Annotated in this window: 14 protein-coding genes and 1 pseudogene; 8 read left to right on the top strand and 7 right to left on the bottom strand. The window is 67.6% G+C overall.

The window, feature by feature from the left end; genetic code table 11:
* Positions 1–47: 47 nt before the first annotated feature.
* From ACQ858_RS19070 to ACQ858_RS19045, 6 genes are all read left to right on the top strand, one after another.
* Complete coding sequence (locus tag ACQ858_RS19070) at positions 48–923, top strand: branched-chain amino acid ABC transporter permease (protein ID WP_431274148.1); 876 nt, start codon at positions 48–50, stop codon at positions 921–923.
* A gap of 3 nt (positions 924–926) precedes the next feature.
* The gene (locus ACQ858_RS19065; RefSeq protein ID WP_431274147.1) at positions 927–2,003 is read left to right on the top strand and encodes a branched-chain amino acid ABC transporter permease; all 1,077 of its coding nucleotides are present in this window, start codon (positions 927–929) and stop codon (positions 2,001–2,003) included.
* Positions 2,000–2,815 (top strand): ABC transporter ATP-binding protein, encoded by an 816-nt coding sequence (locus ACQ858_RS19060; RefSeq protein ID WP_431274146.1) that lies wholly within the window; start codon positions 2,000–2,002, stop codon positions 2,813–2,815. The genes ACQ858_RS19065 and ACQ858_RS19060 overlap by 4 nt, the downstream gene beginning before the upstream one ends.
* Positions 2,816–3,116: 301 nt before the next feature.
* The gene (locus ACQ858_RS19055; RefSeq protein WP_431274145.1) at positions 3,117–3,890 is read left to right on the top strand and encodes an ABC transporter ATP-binding protein; all 774 of its coding nucleotides are present in this window, start codon (positions 3,117–3,119) and stop codon (positions 3,888–3,890) included.
* A 3-nt stretch (positions 3,891–3,893) separates the two neighbouring features.
* The gene (locus ACQ858_RS19050; protein WP_431274144.1) at positions 3,894–5,771 is read left to right on the top strand and encodes an AMP-dependent synthetase/ligase; all 1,878 of its coding nucleotides are present in this window, start codon (positions 3,894–3,896) and stop codon (positions 5,769–5,771) included.
* Between the two features lie 33 nt (positions 5,772–5,804).
* Positions 5,805–6,977: an ABC transporter substrate-binding protein gene (locus ACQ858_RS19045; RefSeq protein ID WP_431274143.1), complete on the top strand. Its 1,173-nt coding sequence runs from the start codon at positions 5,805–5,807 to the stop codon at positions 6,975–6,977.
* Here ACQ858_RS19045 and ACQ858_RS19040 read toward each other — a convergent pair.
* The 3 genes from ACQ858_RS19040 to ACQ858_RS19030 all read right to left on the bottom strand — a co-directional run bounded on the left by ACQ858_RS19040 (position 6,883) and on the right by ACQ858_RS19030 (position 9,611).
* Positions 6,883–7,404: a cyclophilin-like fold protein gene (locus ACQ858_RS19040; RefSeq protein WP_431274142.1), complete on the bottom strand. Its 522-nt coding sequence runs from the start codon at positions 7,402–7,404 to the stop codon at positions 6,883–6,885. The genes ACQ858_RS19045 and ACQ858_RS19040 overlap by 95 nt on opposite strands.
* 75 nt (positions 7,405–7,479) lie before the next feature.
* Positions 7,480–8,448, bottom strand: coding sequence for an AraC family transcriptional regulator (locus ACQ858_RS19035; RefSeq protein ID WP_431274141.1), 969 nt, complete (start codon positions 8,446–8,448; stop codon positions 7,480–7,482).
* Between the two features lie 122 nt (positions 8,449–8,570).
* Positions 8,571–9,611 (bottom strand): RNA methyltransferase, encoded by a 1,041-nt coding sequence (locus tag ACQ858_RS19030; RefSeq protein WP_431274140.1) that lies wholly within the window; start codon positions 9,609–9,611, stop codon positions 8,571–8,573.
* Positions 9,612–9,802: 191 nt separating this feature from the next.
* On the opposite strand from ACQ858_RS19030, the gene ACQ858_RS19025 reads away from it, so the two are divergent.
* Complete coding sequence (locus ACQ858_RS19025; RefSeq protein ID WP_431274139.1) at positions 9,803–10,927, top strand: adenylate/guanylate cyclase domain-containing protein; 1,125 nt, start codon at positions 9,803–9,805, stop codon at positions 10,925–10,927.
* Here the strand turns inward: ACQ858_RS19025 and ACQ858_RS19020 are convergent.
* On the bottom strand, positions 10,872–12,347 hold the full coding sequence (locus ACQ858_RS19020) for a hypothetical protein (protein ID WP_431274138.1): 1,476 nt from the start codon (positions 12,345–12,347) through the stop codon (positions 10,872–10,874). The genes ACQ858_RS19025 and ACQ858_RS19020 overlap by 56 nt on opposite strands.
* A gap of 141 nt (positions 12,348–12,488) precedes the next feature.
* Between ACQ858_RS19020 and ACQ858_RS19015 the strand changes: the two are divergent.
* Positions 12,489–15,800, top strand: a pseudogene (locus tag ACQ858_RS19015) (autotransporter outer membrane beta-barrel domain-containing protein).
* Positions 15,801–15,874: 74 nt separating this feature from the next.
* On the opposite strand, the gene ACQ858_RS19010 reads toward ACQ858_RS19015, so the two are convergent.
* The 3 genes from ACQ858_RS19010 to ACQ858_RS19000 form a co-directional block, all read right to left on the bottom strand.
* The gene (locus ACQ858_RS19010; protein WP_431274137.1) at positions 15,875–16,171 is read right to left on the bottom strand and encodes a hypothetical protein; all 297 of its coding nucleotides are present in this window, start codon (positions 16,169–16,171) and stop codon (positions 15,875–15,877) included.
* Positions 16,172–16,387: 216 nt separating this feature from the next.
* Positions 16,388–17,899 (bottom strand): tripartite tricarboxylate transporter permease, encoded by a 1,512-nt coding sequence (locus ACQ858_RS19005; protein WP_431274136.1) that lies wholly within the window; start codon positions 17,897–17,899, stop codon positions 16,388–16,390.
* A 10-nt stretch (positions 17,900–17,909) separates the two neighbouring features.
* A complete protein-coding gene (locus ACQ858_RS19000) occupies positions 17,910–18,398 on the bottom strand; it encodes a tripartite tricarboxylate transporter TctB family protein (protein WP_431274135.1) in 489 nt (162 codons plus the stop codon).
* Positions 18,399–18,443 lie beyond the last annotated feature (45 nt).

Raw genomic sequence — 18,443 nt, 5'->3', positions numbered from 1 at the left:
ATGCGAGGCCCGCCGCTATAAACCGCGAAACCCGGACGAGACCCTCCTTGCAACTACTCCAGCTTCTGCTTTCAGGCGTCGCCCAAGGCTGCATCTACGGCCTGATCGCTCTGGGCTTCGTGCTGATCTACAAGGCCACCGAAACGGTGAGCTTCGCGCAGGGCGAACTCATGATGCTCGGTGCCTTCGCGGCCTTTGCGGGCATGTCGCTCTTCGGGCTGCCGTTCTGGCTGGCGGCGCTGCTGGCCATCGCCGCGATGGGCGCCGTCGGCGTGCTGCTGGAGCTGGTCGTGATCCGGCCGATCCTCGGCCAGCCGCAGTTCTCCATCGTCATGCTGACCATCGGCATCGGCTACGTGGCGCGGGGGCTGATCACGATGATCCCGGCCATCGGCACCGAGACGCACACGCTCGCCGTGCCCTACAAGGACGAGATCTGGAAGCTCGGCGAACTGGTGCTCAACATCGAGCAGATGGCCATCATCGTCGCCACGGCGGTGCTCTGCGGGCTGCTGTACGCGATGTTCCGCTACAGCAAGCTCGGCATTGCGATGCAGGCCTCGTCGCAGAACCAGCTTGCGGCCTACTACATGGGCATTCCGGTGAAGCGGCTCAATGGCTTGGTCTGGGGCCCGGCAGCAGCGGTCGCGGCGATCGCCGGCATGCTGCTCGCGCCGATCACCTTCGTGCACGCCAACATGGGATTCATCGGGCTCAAGGCCTTTCCGGCGGCCGTGGTGGGCGGCTTCGGCAGCCTGCCGGGCGCGATCGTGGGCGGGCTGGTGATCGGCATCGTCGAATCGCTCGCGGGCTTCTACCTGCCGGACGGCTTCAAGGACACCGCGCCATACATCGTGGTGCTCGTCATGCTGATGGTGAAGCCCAACGGCCTTTTCGGCGAAAAGCTGCGGAAGAAGGTCTAGAGCATGCGCTTCATCTTCAAGACCAGCTACGCGCAGGACATCAACCTCGCCAAGCACGGCGGGGATGTGTTCTGGTATGGCCTCCTCGGCGTGGCGCTGATCGTCGCGCCGTGGGCGCTGCCCGAGTACTGGCTCGCGCAGCTCACCTTCGTGCTGATCTACGGCATCGTCGGGCTGGGGCTGATGCTGCTCGCGGGCTTTACGGGGCAGTTCTCGATCGGGCATGCGGCTTTTCTCGGCACGGGGGCGTACACGCAGGCAGTGCTCGCGAACATGGGCGTGCCGTTTCCGCTGGCGCTGGTCGCGGCGGCGGCGCTCTCGGCGGTGGTGGGCGTGGTGGTCGGCCTGCCGGCGCTGCGGGTGAAGGGCATCTACCTCGGCATTGCGACGCTGGCCTTCGGCTTCATCGTGGAAGAGGTGTTCGCGCGCTGGGAATCAGTCACCGGCGGCAACTCGGGGCTGCATGTGAAGTCGCCGAATCTGCTGGGCGTGGACCTCGGGTCGAGCGAGAACTTCTATCTGGTGTGCCTGGTGGTCGCGGTGCTGTGCACGCTCGCGATCCTGAACCTGCTGCGCGCGCCGACCGGCCGCGCCTTCGTCGCGATCCGCGATTCGGAGATCTCGGCGCAGAGCATGGGTATCCATCTGGCGCGCTACAAGACGCTGTCGTTCGCGATCTCGGCGGCGCTGGCGGGGCTGGGTGGTGCGCTGTACGCGCACAAGCTGAGCTTCATCTCGCCGGACCAGTTCAACATCCTGCAATCCATCGACCTGCTGCTGCTGGTGGTGATCGGGGGGCTCGGGTCGGTGCATGGGGCGTTCCTCGGCGCGATCTTCCTGATTGCGATGCCGCAGCTGATTGCGCTGGGCAAGGACTGGCTGCCGCCGGTGATCGGGCAGGCGCCGGGCCTGCAGGGGCTCGTGTACGGGCTGGTGCTGATCGCCTTCGTGCTGTTCGAGCCGCTGGGGCTGTACGGGCGCTGGCTCAAGATCCGCACCTGGCTGCAGCTTTTTCCGTTCTACCGCCGCGGGATGTTCAAGCGCCAGAAGTCCTTCACCAAATCGGATCGCCTGAGATGAGCGACGCGGACGTTCTCCTTGCGGCGAAGGACCTGAGCGTGCGCTTCGGCGGGGTGCTCGCGGTCAACAAGGTGAGCTTCGACGTGCGGCGCGGCGAGGTGTTCACGCTGATCGGGCCGAACGGCGCGGGCAAGACGACGGTGTTCAACCTGATCAGCCGCATCTACACGCCGACGACAGGCGAGATCGTGTGGCACGGGGAGGGTGCGTCGTTGCAGCTCACGCAGCGTGCGCCCCACGAGATCGCGGCGCTGGGCATTGCACGCACGTTCCAGAACATCGAGCTCTTCGAGCATGCGACGGTGTTGCACAACCTGCTGATCGGTCGCCACACGCACCGCAAGACGGGGTTCTGGAGCGAGGTGTTCTTCACGCAGGCCACGCGGCGCGCGGAGATCGAGGCGCGCGAGGTGGCGGAGCGGGTGATCGATCTGCTCGACCTGCAGCACCATCGCGACTCGATGGTGGCGGGGCTGCCCTACGGTGTGCGCAAGGTGGTCGAGCTCGCACGGGCGCTGTGCACCGAGCCCAAGCTGCTGCTGCTCGACGAGCCATCGTCCGGGCTCAATGTGGAAGAGACGGCGGACATGGCGTTCTGGATTCAGGACATCCAGCATGAGCTCGGTATCTCGGTGCTGATGGTGGAACACGACATGTCGCTCGTGTCCAAGGTGTCGGACCGGGTGCTGGCGATGAACATGGGGGAGGCCTTGTCTACCGGAACGCCGCGTGAGGTGCAGTCGGATCCTCGGGTTGTCGAGGCTTATCTTGGGACTGTGGATGATGTGAGCAGTTTGCGGAGGGCGGCTTGATGCTTGGGTCCCCTGGAAGCGCGCCCGGCATGCGGTGCACTGCGGGCGACCCCACTGCGCCGGCCCTTCGGGCTCCCTTGCGCTGCTCGCCTTTCGCGGGGGTCGCGCGAAACTCGCTTCGCTCAAACACGCGCGACCCTTTTTCCGCGAAAGGCTGCGCTGCTCAGCGGCGCAGAGGGGATCGCCCGCAGTGCACCGCATGCCGGGCTCCCATGAGGCGCGATCGGCTTGCGCGCCTCCAACGTTCAGAGCCCGTCGGTCAATCACGGCGATGCCACCCCGAACCAGAGAGGACAAAGAAATGACAGAAACAGTCCTCCAGCTGCTCAACGTAGAAAGCGCCTACGGCCCCATCAAGGCCATCCGAGGGGTAAGTCTCAAGGTCCGAAAAGGAGAGATCGCCACGGTCCTGGGCTCCAACGGCGCAGGCAAGACAACGATCCTCAAGACCATCTCCGGAATCATCGACCCCAGAAAGGGAAGCATCGAATTCCAGGGCCGGAACATCACCGCCAAGGACCCGGCCTACATCGTCCAGCAGGGCCTGAGCCACGTCCCCGAAGGCCGCGAAGTGTTCCCGCTGCTTTCGGTGCGCGACAACCTGCTGATGGGCGCCTACACCCGCAAGGACCGCGATGGCGTCGCGCGCGACATCGAAACGGTCTACGGCTACTTCCCGATCCTCAAGGAACGCGCCGCGCAGGATGCCGGCCTGCTCTCCGGCGGCCAGCAGCAGATGCTCGCCATCTCGCGCGCCATCATGGCCGCGCCAGAGCTCATCCTCCTGGACGAACCCAGTCTGGGGTTGTCGCCCAAGCTCACCAAGGAAATCTTCGAGATCGTCGTGCGCATCAACCGCGAGCGCGGCACCACCATCCTGCTGGTCGAACAGAACGCCAACATGGCCCTCAACGCCTCCGACTACGGCTACGTCCTCGAAAACGGTCGCATCGTCATGGAAGACACCTGCGAGCGCCTGCGCGAGAAGGAAGACATCAAGGAGTTCTACCTCGGCCTCAAGGACGACGGCGTGCGCGGCGAACGCCGCTGGAAGAAGAAGAAGACCTGGAGATAGGGCATGAGTACGAAGGCGGCCACATCCCCCGGGCTCTGGGACATGAGCCACATCCAGCCGCGACGGGACATCGTGGTGCCGGGCGAAACCATCCCCGCGATGTTCTGGAACGCTGCCCGCATGCGCGCCGACCGCGTGTGGATGCGCCAGAAAGAGCTCGGCATCTGGAAGAGCTGGACCCGGCGCCAGACCGCCGAGGCCGTCGCGGAAGTGGCGGGCGGCCTCATGGCCATCGGCTTCGCGGCCGGTGAGTGCGCTTCGATCCTGTCCAACACCGTCATCGAATGGGTCCTCGCCGACCTCGCGGTGCTCAGCTGCGGCGGCGTCGCCAACGGCATCTATCCGACCGACGCCCCATCGCAGGTGCACTATCTCTGCGAAGACTCCCGCACCACCGTCCTCTTCGTCGAGGACGACGAACAGCTCGACAAGGCCCTCGAAGTCCGTGCCGGCCTGCCGCACCTGCGCAAGATCATCGTCTTCGACATGGAAGGCCTGCGCGAACTCGACGACCCGGGCGTGATGAGCCTGGGCGCGCTTCGTGCCCTCGGCCGCGAATACAACGAGGCCCATCCTCATGCCCTGGAACAGCGCGTCGCTGCGTGCCGCCCCGACGACCTCGCGATCCTCGTCTACACCTCCGGTACCACCGGCAAGCCCAAGGGCGCGATGCACAGCCACCACGGCCTCGTCTACACCGCGCGCGGCTACAACACCCTCGTCCCGCAGGACGAGCGCGACGAGCGCATGTGCTTCCTGCCGCTGTGCCACATCGCCGAGCGCATGGGCGGGGAGTACTTCTCGCTCTACGCAGGCTCGGTCCTCAACTTCGTCGAGAACCCCGAGACCGTGCCCGAGAACGTGCGCGAGATCGCGCCCACCGTCTTCACCGCCGTGCCGCGCGTGTGGGAAAAGTTCTATTCGGGCGTGATGATCGCGCTCAAGGAAGCCAGCGCGCTCCAGCAGGCCGCCTACCGCTGGAGCATCGGCGTGGGCAGCACCATCGCCGACCGCGTGCTTGCGGGCCGGGCGGTGGGCGGGCTGTTGAAGTTCAAGTTCCGCATCGCGCGCTGGCTGGCGCTCGACAACGTGCGCAAGATGATCGGCATCCACCGCGCGCGCTATCTCGTCACCGGCGCGGCGCCGATCTCGCCGGAGCTCGTGCGCTGGTACCTCGCGCTCGGCGTGCCGATGCTCGAGGTGTGGGGCATGACCGAATCCTGCGGCGCCGCCACCGGCGTGCCCGCGACGCGCATCAAGCCCGGCGCGATCGGACCGGCGGCCGAATACAACGAAGTCCGCATCGACGATGCCACCGGCGAGATCCTCGTGCGCGGACCGAACGTTTTCATGGGCTACCTCAACCTGCCCGAGAAGACCGCCGAGACCATCGACGCCCACGGCTGGCTGCACACCGGCGACGTCGGCAGCATGGACCAGGACGGGTATTTCCGCATTACCGACCGGATGAAGGACATCATCATCACGGCGGGCGGCAAGAACGTCACCCCCAGCGAGCTGGAGAACGAACTCAAGTTCAGCCCCTACATCACCGATGCGGTCGTCATCGGCGATGCCAAGCCCTACCTCACGGTGATCGTCATGATCGACCAGGAGAACGTCGAGAAATTCGCGCAGGACCACGACGTGCCGTTCAGCAACTACCAGAGCCTCACGCGCTCGCGCGAAGTGCAGGACCTCATCCAGTCCGAGATCGATCGCGTCAACGCCAAGTTCGCGCGCGTCGAGCAGATCAAGAAGTTCTTCCTGCTCGAAACCCAGCTCAGCGCGGAAGACGAAGAGCTCACGCCGACGATGAAGCTCAAGCGCAAGCTGGTGCAGGCCAAGTACGCCGATCGCATCGAGGCCATGTACGCCTAGGCCCTTGTTTTTGCCAACTCAGGAGACAGCGGTATGAAGATCAAGACCCTCATCCACCTCGCCGCGGCTGCCGGCCTCGCGCTGGCTTCCGGCATGGCCGGCGCGCAGCAGCAGGGCGTGAGCAAGGACGAGATCCGGATCGGCACGATCCAGGACCTCTCCGGTCCGCTCGCGGGCTTCGGCAAGCAGGCGCGCAACGGCATGCAGCTCGCGGTGGACGAGCTCAACGAGCAGGGCAGCGTCCAGGGGCGCAAGCTCAAGCTCTTCGTCGAGGACTCCGGCTACGACCCGAAGAAGGCGGTGCTCGCCGCGCAGAAGCTGGTCAACCAGGACAAGATCTTCATCATGGCCGGGCACATCGGCACCGCGCAGAACATGGCGGCCATGCCGGTGCAGTTCGAGAAGAACATCGTCAACTTCTTCCCGATCACCGCGGCGCGCGAGATGTACGAGCCGCTCAACCGGCTGAAGTATTCGTTCGCGGCCACCTACTACGACCAGATCCGCCTCGCGCTGCCCAAGATGATCAAGGAAAAGGGCGCCAAGAAGGTCTGCACCATCTACCAGGACGACGAGTTCGGGCTCGAAGTGCAGCGGGGCGCGGAGGCAGGCCTCAAGGCCGCGGGCATGGAACTGACCGAGAAGACCTCATTCAAGCGAGGCGCCACCGACTTCTCGTCGCAGGTCGCGAAGATGAAGGCCGCCGGTTGCGACCTCGTCGTGCTCGGCACCATCATCCGCGAGACCATCGGCACCGTGGCCGAGGCGCGCAAGACCGGCTTCAACCCGACCTTCCTCGGATCGAGCGCGGCCTACACCGACCTCATCCACAAGCTCGGCGGCAAGGCCATGGACGGCATCTACGCCACCATGACCGTGCAGAACCCCTACACCGACGAGCAGGCGCAGAACATCCGGTTCTGGGCCAACAAGTACAAGACCAAATTCAACGAGGACCCGACGGTGTTCTCGGTGTATGGCTACTCGATCATCCAGGACTTCATCCAGGCCGCGAACAAGGCGGGCCCCAACCTGACGACCGACAGCTTCATCAAGGCGATGGACAGCAGCACCTTCGAGCCGGACATGTTCGGCAGCCCGAAGATGACCTTCAGCCCCACCAAGCGCCTGGGCAATGACCAGTCGCGCCTGTCGCAGATCGTGGACGGCAAGTGGAAGGTGATGTCGGACTACGTGGCGCCGTGATGCGTCCTGGCGCGCGGCTGTCCCGGCCGCACACCTGAATCCCCCGCGGCGACCCGCGGTCGTCCTGCAATTTCTCGCCTGCCGCCTCGATGCGCACTTCGATCGGGCCGGGCTCGCGGAATGCCTCGATGCCGGCATCGATCCGCCCCAGCAGCTGGATCGCGCCGCTGATCGTCTGTCCGTCGTGGCCGTGGAAGATCGTGAGATCCGGCCCCGGCGACCAGCAGACCATGTCGCCGACCTCATAGCTTTGCGTGCTCGTTCCCCTGCCCGAGATCGGCCCCGGCAGTGGGCCGAATTTCTCCCGCCGGAACATGTCGTGCATCGTGATCGTCATCGGCAGCATCGCGGCGAACTCGCGCGCCGTGTCGTTGTCGGCCAGCCTGGCCGCGATCACCTTGCCATTCAGAACCAGATGAACCTTCATGGTGAACCTCTTCAGGAATCGGAAATGCGCAGCCCGGCCATCGCCTGCGCGGCGACGGCCCGCTTGCGGGGTGTTTCAGCTGTTGGTGCGGCCGCCGAGCTGCAGCTCGCGCAGGCGCTTCACGTCGCGCGCCGGCGGCAGGCCGAAAAAGCGGCTGTACTCGCGGTTGAACTGGGACTGACTCTCGTAGCCCACCCGATGCCCCGCGGTCGCGGCATCGACGTGCTCGCTGATCATGATCCGCCGCGACTCCTGCAGCCGGATCTGCTTCTGGAACTGCAGCGGGCTCATCGCGGTCACCGCCTTGAAATGCTGGTGCAGCGACGACACGCTCATGTGCACCGCATCCGCGATGTCCTCGACGCGCAGCGGCTCCTGGTAGCGCTGCGACAGCAGGCTGATCGCCTGCGCGATGCGCTGCGAGTGGCTGTCCACCAGGGCCATCTGCGTCAGCCGCCAGCCATCGGGCGACTTCAGCAGGCGATAGAGGATCTCGCGCGTGATCAGCGGCGCGAGCGCCGGAACGTCTTCGGGCGCATCGAGCAGCTTGACCAGCCGCAGCAGCGGGTCGAGCAATGTCGTCGACAGCTCGCCGGTGAAGATGCCGCGCTCCGACGCGCGCCGCTGCGCCTGCTCGCCGAGCTTGAGCTCGAGCCCGAGCGCCGCGATGTCCTTCGGGTCGAAGCTCAGGCGCAGGCCCAGGTACGGCGCCTCGGGCGATGCATCGATCACCTGGCCCGACACCGGCAGGTTCTGCGACACCACCAGGTACTGGCTGCTGTCGTAGACGTAGACCTCGTCGCCCAGAAGGACCCGCTTGCTGCCCTGTGCCAGCACGCAGAACGCGGGCTCGTGCATCGTGTGCACCGGCTTCTGCATCTGCGAGGCGCGGCCGAGGGCGAGTCGTGGAATCGCGGTCTCGTGCGAGCCGTCGGTGACGGTCGCGCGGTCGATGATCGCGGCGAGCTCGGCCCGCATCACCGTGACCTGCAAGGGGCCGGAAGGGCGATCGCTGCGCAGTACGCTGGGGGTGGATGTGAGCATGGGCGCAAGCTTAGGCATCTGGCCGCCGCTTGTCTGCGCCTGCGAGCGATGCCCGGACGATCGTGCAAAGATCTTCAACTTTTCTGCAAGGGCCGCGGCCGGCGCCATCGGCGCACCGCCGCTCACTGCCTGGGAGCGGCGGCCCTTCGAAGCGGCACCATCGGCGCCGCCGTGGCACGCGCGCGCAGCTGCCCGCAGCCGCCATCCACGTCCTGCCCCGCCGAGTAGCGCAGCTTCGTGAGGATGCCGCGCTCGTGCAGCGTGCGCGCGATCTGCCTGCAGCGATCGAATGACGGGCGGTTGAATTCCGTGCCATCGACCGTGTTGAAGGGGATCATGTTCAGCACGCCGTACTTTCCGGACAGCAGCCGCACGATGCCCTCGATTTCGTCCTCGCCGTCGTTGATGCCTTCGAGCAGCGTCCACTGGTATTGGATGGGGTAGCCGGTGGCGCGCGCATAGCGTTCGCATTCGGCCACCAGTTCCGCGGGCGTCAGGTCGGGCGCGCGCGGCAGGAGCCTGCGGCGCAGCTCGGCGCGGGTCGTGTGCAGCGACAGCGCAAGCGCCGGCTTCACGCGGCCCTGTTGCAGCCGCTCGAACGCGCGCGGGTCGCCCACGGTGGAGAACACGAGGTTCTTGTGGCCGATGTCACCCGCGGTGCCGAGCAGGTCGATCGCCTCGATCACGTTGTCGAGGTTGTGCGCCGGTTCGCCCATGCCCATGAAGACGACTTTGCGCACCGCCCGGCGCTGGCGCGCGAGCGCGACCTGGGCCACGATCTCGGCGCCGTCGAGCTGGCGCAGCAGGCCGCCCCGGCCGGTCATGCAGAACTGGCAGCCGACCGCGCAGCCGACCTGCGACGAGACGCACAGGCCGCCGCGCGGCAGCAGCACGCTTTCCACCATCTGGCCGTCCGCGAGGGCGACGAGCAGGCGCTCCGAACCGTCGCTGCCGGGGTGCACCGAGTGGATGCGCGCCAGCGCCGCCAGATCGGCTTCGATGCCGGGCAGCGCCGCGAGCAGCGACGACGGAAAGAAGCTCTCGGGCAGGCGCCGGCCGCTGTTGCGCGGCAGCGCATGAGACCACAGACGCAGCACCCGGTGCTCGTGGAGTGGGCCCGCGCCGGCTTCGTGGAGCCGGCGCTTGAGTTCGTGGATGCGCATGAGGGCCGATATTGTGCCTAGCCGGATGCCGGGGCGCGATGTGCCGGCCCGGTCTTCCTCGGCGCGGGCGGCGATGTCCAATGGCAGGCATCTGCGCATCATCCACTCGCCGGGCCGGCACCTGCCGACGCTGATCGACGACCTGCTCGACCTGTCCATGGTGAACCGCTCGCTGATGAAGGCTGACAGACATGAATCCGCACATCCTCGTCGTGGACGACGTACCCAGCAACGTCAAGCTGCTGACCGACATCCTTACCGCGCGCGGCTATCGCACGACCGCCGCGATGTCCGGCGAACAGGCGATGGCGAGCATCGCGGCCGATCCGCCGGACCTCGTGCTGCTCGACGTGATGATGCCGGGCATGAACGGCTACGACGTGTGCCGCGCGATCCGGGCCGATCCCCATTTCGCGGTGCTGCCGGTGGTGCTCGTCACCGCGCTCGACCCGGAGCGCGAGCGCGTCAACGGGCTGAACGCGGGCGCGGACGACTTCCTGAGCAAGCCGATCCATCAGGCCGAGCTGATGGCGCGCGTGCGATCGCTGTTGCGCGTGAAGACGCTCTACGACGAGGTGGAGCGCCAGCGCACCGAGTTGCAGGCCTGGAACAACACGCTCGAACAGCGCGTCGCCGAAAGCGTGCGGCAGCTCGAACGGGTGGGTCAGCTCAAGCGCTTCTTCTCGCCGCAACTCGCGGAGGCGATCCTCGCCGGCGGGGCGGACGATCCGCTCAGGAGCCACCGGCGCGAGATCACGGTGGTGTTCCTCGACCTGCGCGGCTTCACCGCCTTCACCGAAACCGCCGACCCGGAGGAAGTAATGGCGGTGCTCGCGCAGTACCACGCGGCGATGGGCCGGCTCGTGATCGAGCACCAGGGCACGCTGGAGCGCTTCTCGGGCGACGGAATGATGATCTTCTTCAACGACCCGCAGCCGGTGCCCGACGCGCCGGCGCGCGCCCTGCGCATGGCGGTGCGGATGCAGCGCGAGATGGTGGCGCTGCGGAGCCAGTGGAGCCGCCGGGGCTACGACCTGCACATGGGCGTCGGCATCGCGCAGGGCTTCGCGACGCTCGGCGGCATCGGTTTCGACGGACGCATCGACTACGGCGCGATCGGCACCGTCACCAATCTCGCGGCACGGCTGTGTGGCGAAGCGGCGGGCGGCGAGATCCTGATCTCGCAGCGCGTGCGGGGCGCGCTGCAGGACATCGCGTCCGACGGCGAATGGCGCTCCGAGGAGGCCGGCGAGCTCGAACTCAAGGGCTTTCAGCGCAAGGTGCCGGCATGGCGTGTGGTGCCGATCGCTGGCTGAGCTCCTTCGTCGCCATCGCGAGGAGCTCGGGCGCGCGGGCCGTGGCCGTCGCCGCCCGGGCGCCGATGGCGGCGAGCTGGTGTTTCACTTCGGGCGTGAATTCCACGCCCCTCAGGATCACGGCCTGCGCGTTGAGGCGGCACTTCGACAGCCAGGCCGTGAGCTCCGGGTGCTGCCGCCACCGCGCGGCGTTCGCGAGCGTTTCCACCCACATGGTGACGAAATCGGCAGGCCGCTCCGGTCCGCGCACGGGCTGGCAAAGGGCGCTTTGCTCCGCTGTGTCGGCGATGTGCGCCTCGACCCACCCGATCACGCTCGCGCTCATCAGCGGCTGGCAGAAGCGCACCATCAGCAGGTTGATGATGCCCGGCTCGAAGATCGGCAGATCCGGCTGCGGCTGGATCGCCGAGGCCGAGCAGTCGATGTAGAGCGTGTCGGGATCGGACGCGAGCTCGCCGCCCTCGAGCACCATGCGTGAAGGCTCGATGCTCCGCACGCGGCCGAGCCGCACGATGCCGCCGGCTTCGCCGATGCACCGAAGCTGCGCGAGTTCGCCGCGCGAGACCACGGCGCAGCGGTAAGCCGAGGGTTGCACCTCGGGGTCGATGCGCATCAGCGCGCCGCTTTCCTCGACGCGGCGGAACAGGTCCGCCAGATCGGACGCCTCGCACAGCGCGTCGAACTGCGCCATCGAGAACGCGAAGTTGCGCCGCCAGCCATCCGGGCCGGGCTGCAGGTTGGCGCGGTCCATCATCCACGGGTCGCGCGGCACGATCCAGCGGATGCGCTCATGCGGCACGCCGTTCTCCAGCAGCCAGATGCAGGCGTCCATGCCGGTCTTGCCGGCGCCGACGACCGTGTAGTTCGCGTAGGGCCGCGTGACCGCAGGCAGTCCGTTGAGCGGAATGCAGGTCACGCCCGGCATCAGCGCGTACTTCGGCGGATGCGTGGAGGGCACTTCGATGCGCGCGTGCGTCGCGTTCACCAGCTTGCGGCGCACCTTCACGGTGTGCGTCTCGCCGGCCATGAGCGAGCGGATGCGGTGCACGCCACCCTCCGCGCCCTGCCACTCGCACTTCGGAAGCCATTGCACGCGCCCGCCGGCGAGAAAGCGATGCTTCATCACGTGCTCGAAATGCGCGAGCACTTCCGGGCCCGAGGCCAGGCTCCACATGCCGGCGTTGAAGCCGGAGGTCTCGCGGTGCCAGTCGCTCAGTTCGCACGACGCGACGCCGTACCACGCGGCGGGTTGATGCAGGCGCACGAAGGAATAGGCGTCGTTCCACTGGCCGCCGGGGCGGTGGTGGCGGTCGACCATCAGGATGTGCGCCGCGGGGTCCTCGGTGAGCAGCGTGTCGACGAACGCCATCGCGCTGCCGCCGGTGCCGATCACGAGGTAGTCGGTCTCCATTACTGCCATGACGCGCTCCTGTCGAGCAAGGGAGCGGGGAGTATGGGGCGGCGCATGTCCGGCCCCGAGTGTGAACAAACTCATGGCATAGGTTGATACAAATGGATTACATTTGCTACCGTTTTAGAACGAATTGCTTTCTTACCGCCCATGAACAAGACCTTTCGTACGCTCTGGAATCCTTCGCTTTCCACCTGGGTCGCCGCACCCGAAACCGCACGCGGCCATGCGCGCACGCGCAGCGTAGGCAGCGCCTGTGCCGCGGCCGTGGCCGTGATCGGCCTGTGGGCCGGGCCCGCATTGGCCGCTGGCGGCGCGGGCGGGGTTCCAGCCGACCAGAGCATTCCGTTCTACGCAGGAAGCGGCGGAAGCAGCGGCCAGGGCGGTGCGGGCGCCCTGAACAACGGCAGCCTGGGGGCCAACGGCGGCGCGGGTGGTTCGGTCAGCGGGGCGACCTCGACCGACGGTGCCAACGCGAATACCGGAAGCTTCGGCGGCGCGATCGCGGGTGCGGGTGGTGCGGCGGGAACGACCACCAACACGGTCACGCCGGGCGTCCAGCTGGGACAAAGCGGCACTGCCGGCGGGAGCGAGACCATTGGCAACGGCTATGGCGGTGGCGGTGGCGCCGGTTACGCGGGCTTTCCGATGTCGAGCTCACTCATCGGACTCGGGGGCTTCACGCTCGTCGGCGGCAGCGGCGGCAGCGGCGGTGACGGCTATTGGGCTGCAGGGGGAGGCGGCGCTGGCGGGTATGGCCTGGCTTCGAGCTCACCCTCTCTCGGCTTCGCCTCTTCGGCCACCGGCGGCGCGGGCGGCAAGGGGGCGATGCCTATTCGCAGGCAGGCGGCGGCGGCAGCGGTGGCGCAGGAATCTACGTGAGCGTCGTCGGCGCGAGCTACACGCTCACCAACACCGGGACCATCCAGGGCGGCGCGGGCGGGGCGGGTGGCTCGGAGCTACCCGGCCCGCGCGGGAACGCCTCGGGCGGCGGCGGCGGCGAGGGGGGCACGGCGTCATCTTCGAAGGAAACCGCGCGACGTTGAGCAACAACGGCGGGGCCGTCATTGCCGGCGGCACGGGTGGCAACGGCGGCAACGGCGGCGGCGGCATCGGTGGCGTTGGCGCCCCGGGCGCCGCTGGCGACGGAGGCGTCGGCGTGATGGTGCAGGGCGCGGGCGCGACGATCACCAACGCAGGCTCCATCACCGGCGGCAACGGCGGCGTGGGCGGCAGCAACAGCAACGGCGGCGCGAGCGGTGCGAACGGCGCCGGCGGCGCGGGTGTCCTCGGCGCCAACGTCGACATCACCAACAGCACTGGCGGCACGATCTCGGGCGGCCTCGGCGGCGACAGCACGACGCGCGCAGCCGCCGTGCACTTCACCGGCGGCACCAATTCACTGACGCTCAGCGGCGGCTCGCTGGTCGGCGCGGTGGCGATCGACAGCGCAGCGACCGCGACGATCCGCGCAGGCAGCGCCAACCAGAGCGCGGGCAACGCGCTGACCCTGGGCGGCGCCGCCACTTTCGACACCAACGGCAACGACATGACGTGGTCGGGGGCGATCTCCGGCGGCGCCTTGCTGACCAAGACCGGCAGCGGCGCGCTCACGCTCAGCGGCAACAACACCTACACCGGCGGCACCGCGCTCAAGCAGGGGCGCCTGAACGTCGGCAGCAGCACCGCCCTCGGCACCGGCGAGCTCGCGATGGGCGATGGCACCACGCTCGGCTTCGCGGCCAACGGCCTCACGATCGGCAATGCGATTCGCCTGACCGGCACGCAGGACCCGGTCATCGATACCGGCGCCTTCGACGCGACGGCGGCCGGTGCGATCACCGGCGCCGGCTTCCTCACCAAGCAAGGCGCGGGCACCCTGACGCTCACCGGCGCCAACAGCTACACCGGCGCGACCAACGTGGCGGCGGGCACGCTGCGCGCGGGCGCGGCCGGCACCTTCAGCGCGGCGTCGGCGTACACGGTCGCGACCGGCGCGACGCTGGATCTGGCGGGCTACAGCCAGACGGTGCAGTCCGTCACCAACGCAGGCACGGTTTCGCTGGTCGGCAGCGTGCCCGGCACGACGCTGACCGTCACCGGACCGTGGGTCGGCAACGGCGGCACGCTGCGCGTGGGCACCACGCTCGGCACCGACGGCAGTGCCACCGACCGCCTGGTGCTGCGCGGCGCGACCGCCATCGCCAGCGGAACGACCGGCGTGCTCGTGACCAACCTGGGCGGCCTCGGCGGCCAGACCACGGGCAACGGCATCGAGATCATCAGCACCGAAAACGGCGGCAGCATCCAGTCCGGCGCGTTCGCGCTCGCTGCGCCGGTGGCTGCCGGCGCCTACCAGTACCGGCTGGACACGACGAGCAAAGCGGCCTATCTGAGCAACACGGTCGCGGTGGTGCCTCCGGTGGTGGTGCCGCCCGCCAGTTCGCAGACCTCGCCGGCCGCGCCAGCCGCGCCGGCGGCCGTGGTTCCGATGTACCGCGCGGAAGTGCCGCTCTTCGCCGCGCTGCCGGCCCAGCTGCGCCAGGCCGACACCGCGATGCTTGGCAACATGCACCAGCGCATCGGCGACACCGACGTGGTCGCCGGCGGCGCGACGCAGCCGCCGGCCGCCGGCCAGCGCCGCGCCTGGGGCCGCGTCATCAGCACCGACATGGACATCCGCCAGGAAGGCACCGTGAGCCCTTCGAGCGAAGGCCGGCTCAACGGCTTCCAGGCCGGCACAGACCTCTGGGCCGACGGCCGCTGGCGCGCGGGCGTCTACGTCGGCCAGCTCGACGGCAACGTCGACGTGACCGGCTTCGCACGCGGCATCAGCAACCTGGCCGTGGGCTACAACGACCTGCGTAGCCAGTACCTGGGCGTCTATGGCACGTACATGAGCGAGGGGGCTTCTACGCCGACGCGGTCCTGCAGGGATCGCGCCATCGCTACACCGTCAATCCGGTGTCGGCCCTTTCGGTGGATGGCAAGGGCAGCGGCTTCCTCGCCTCGCTCGAAGTGGGGCAGGCCTTCGCGCTCGCGCCGGGATGGACCGTCGAGCCGCAGCTGCAGGTCGCGCACCGGCAGCAGAGCCTGGACGACACGGTGATCTCCGGCGCGCTGGTGCAGAACGACAGCGAGAACGGCTGGCTTCTGCGCGCCGGCGTGCGCGTCAAGGGCGAGATCGCGACCGGTGCGGGCATGCTGCAGCCGTATGCACGCCTGAACGTCTACCACGCCGGCAGCGGCACCGATGTGGCCCGCTTCATCGGCCCGGCCGCCTTCACCGACATCAGCTCGCGCACCGGCTACACCACCACCGAAGTGGCGGTGGGCGCCACGCTGCAGCTCAGCGCCGCGACCAGCGTGTACGGCGAGGTGGGCCAGCTCTTCGATTCCGGTGGCGACCAGCGGCTCAAGAGCGGCGTCCAGGGCTCGGTCGGGGTGCGCGTCAGCTGGTAGACGCGACGCAGGCGCGCGTCCGGCGCGCGCCTATCGGCCCATGTATCGGTCGTAGCTGCGCGAGACCCTGTCGATCAGCGCCGGGTCGCGCGGACCATTGGCATCGAATGGACACGCACGCTGCCGTCGGCCTGCTGGCGCACGCTGGCCGTCACGGTCGCGTTGCCCTGGGTGCCCACGATGGTGCCGCTGGCGCGGTCCTCGCTGCGGATCGCGAGGCCTTGTTCGCGCATGGCGTTCCCGGCGGCGCTGAACGATCGGTCGAAGCTCGCGGGAACCGGCGCGGGATACGCGACCGGCGGGTAATAGCAACCCGATACGGACATCGAAAGGGCGCAGATCACGGCGCCTTGGGTCAACCAGCGGTTCATGCGCGGCCTCCAGTGGGAACGAGAGTGTCGCGAAGTGTAGGGCCCGCAAGAAAAAACGGGTCCCGAAGGACCCGTTGGAACTGCGTCGCCATCTGCGACCAGGAGACACTCGCCCTCGAAGGCGAGTCGCCATTGTTGGCGAAGGCTCCTGTCTGCCGAACGAAGGATTTCGCATACCCATCCCGTTTTTTTCGGATGCGCGAGCTTGGGGGTGAGTCAATCCTCGACAAATGCCTCTTCGCGCTTCGACTTCACCGCAGGCAGCAGCACGATCACCAGCAGCAGAAGTGCCGCGGCGAGCAGGCCCGCCGAGATCGGCCGCGAGACGAAGACGGCCCAGCTGCCGCGCGACAGCAGCAGCGCGCGGCGCAGGTTCTCCTCCATCATCGGGCCCAGGACGAGGCCCATCAGCAGCGGCGCGGGTTCGCAGCCCAGCTTGGAGAACAGGTAGCCGATGAAACCGAAGGCCGCCACCATCCAGATGTCGAAGGTGTTGTTGTTGGTCGAGTACACCCCGATCGCGCAGAACAGCACGATGGCCGGGAACAGGAACTTGTAGGGCACCGACAGCAGCTTGATCCATATGCCGATCAGCGGCAGGTTCAGGATCACGAGCATCGCGTTGCCGATCCACATCGAGGCGATCAAGCCCCAGAAGAGCTCGGGGTTGCCGGTCATCACCTGCGGACCGGGCTGGATGTTGTGGAGGGTCATCGCACCCACCATCAGCGCCATCACCGCGTTGAGCGGAATGCCCAGCGTCAGCAGCGGAACGAACGAGGTCTGCGCGCCGGCGTTGTTGGCCGATTCGGGCGATGCAACGCCGCGAATGTTGCCCTTGCCGAAGGCGATTTCGCCGGGCCGCATGTGGATCTTCCTTTCGAGCGCATAGGCGGCGAACGAAGCCAGCAGTGCGCCACCGCCGGGCAGGATGCCCAGCGCCGAGCCCAGCGCGGTGCCGCGCAGCACGGCAGGCGTCATGTGCCTGAAGTCTTCCCTGGTCGGCCACAGGCCCTTGACCTCGGAGAGGAAGATCTCGCGCTCCTCGTCCGGCTGCGACAGGTTGCCGATGATTTCTCCGTAGCCGAACAGGCCCATGGCGATGCTCACGAAGCCGATGCCGTCGGTGAGCTCCGGCGTGTCGAAGGTGAAGCGCGCGACGCCCGAGTTCACGTCGATACCCACGAGGCTCAACAGCAGGCCCAGCACGATCATCGCGACAGCCTTGAGCAGCGACCCCGACGCCAGCACCACCGCGCCGATCAGGCCCAGCACCATCAGCGAGAAGTACTCGGCCGGACCGAACCGGAGGGCCAGCTCGGTGAGCGGCGGCGCGAAGGCGGCCAGGATCAGCGTGCCCACGCAACCGGCGAAGAACGAGCCCAGACCCGCGGCCGCCAATGCAGGACCCGCACGGCCCTGGCGTGCCATCTGGTAGCCGTCGATACAGGTGACCACCGACGACGATTCGCCCGCCCGGTTGACCAGGATGGCGGAGGTGGAACCGCCGTACTGCGCGCCGTAGTAGATGCCGGCCAGCATGATCAGTGCCGACACCGGCGGCAGTGCATACGTCGCCGGCAGCAGCATCGCGATGGTCGCGACCGGGCCGATGCCCGGCAGCACGCCGATCAGCGTGCCCAAAATGCAGCCGATCAGGCAGCAGAGAAGATTGGTGAGCGTGAACGCGACGTCGAGGCCGGTCGCGAGGTTCTGGAGCAGTTCCATGGCGCCCACATCAACCGGAGATGAAGGTGGGCCAGACCGGGATCTGCAGCTTCAGCGCCCAGACGAGGGCGACGTAGCTGCCAACGGCCAGAACGGTGGCGAGGACGAGCGCGTCCTTCATATTGAAGCGCTCTCCGGCGAGGCTCGAGATGATGGTCAAAGCGTAGATCGCGATGATCATGCCCATGGCCGGCACGCCGATGCTCGGCAGACCGCCCAGCAGCACACCGAACGCAAGGTTGGCTGCGAGCACGAAGAAGAGCGGCTTCCACGCCCACTTGCTGATCGGATCGCCATCCACCGTCTCGACCACCAGCGACTGAAACAGGACGGCAGCCCCGAGGATGGCCAGAAGAATCCCCAGCACGAGCGGAAAGTAGCCGGGCCCCATGCGGGCGCCTTCGCCGATGTTGTAGGAGGTGGCGCCCACGGCGAAGGCGCCGCCCGCGACCATGAACATGAGTCCCGAAAAGAAGTCAGCTTGACTCTTGATGCGCATGTCTCTTGTCTCTTGACCCTCGTTTCGATGAAGAACTCGAAGAGG

Source organism: Variovorax ureilyticus (assembly GCF_050632185.1).
In the GTDB taxonomy this organism is placed as follows: domain Bacteria; phylum Pseudomonadota; class Gammaproteobacteria; order Burkholderiales; family Burkholderiaceae_C; genus Variovorax; species Variovorax ureilyticus_A.
This window is presented reverse-complemented; position numbering and strand designations above follow the sequence as displayed.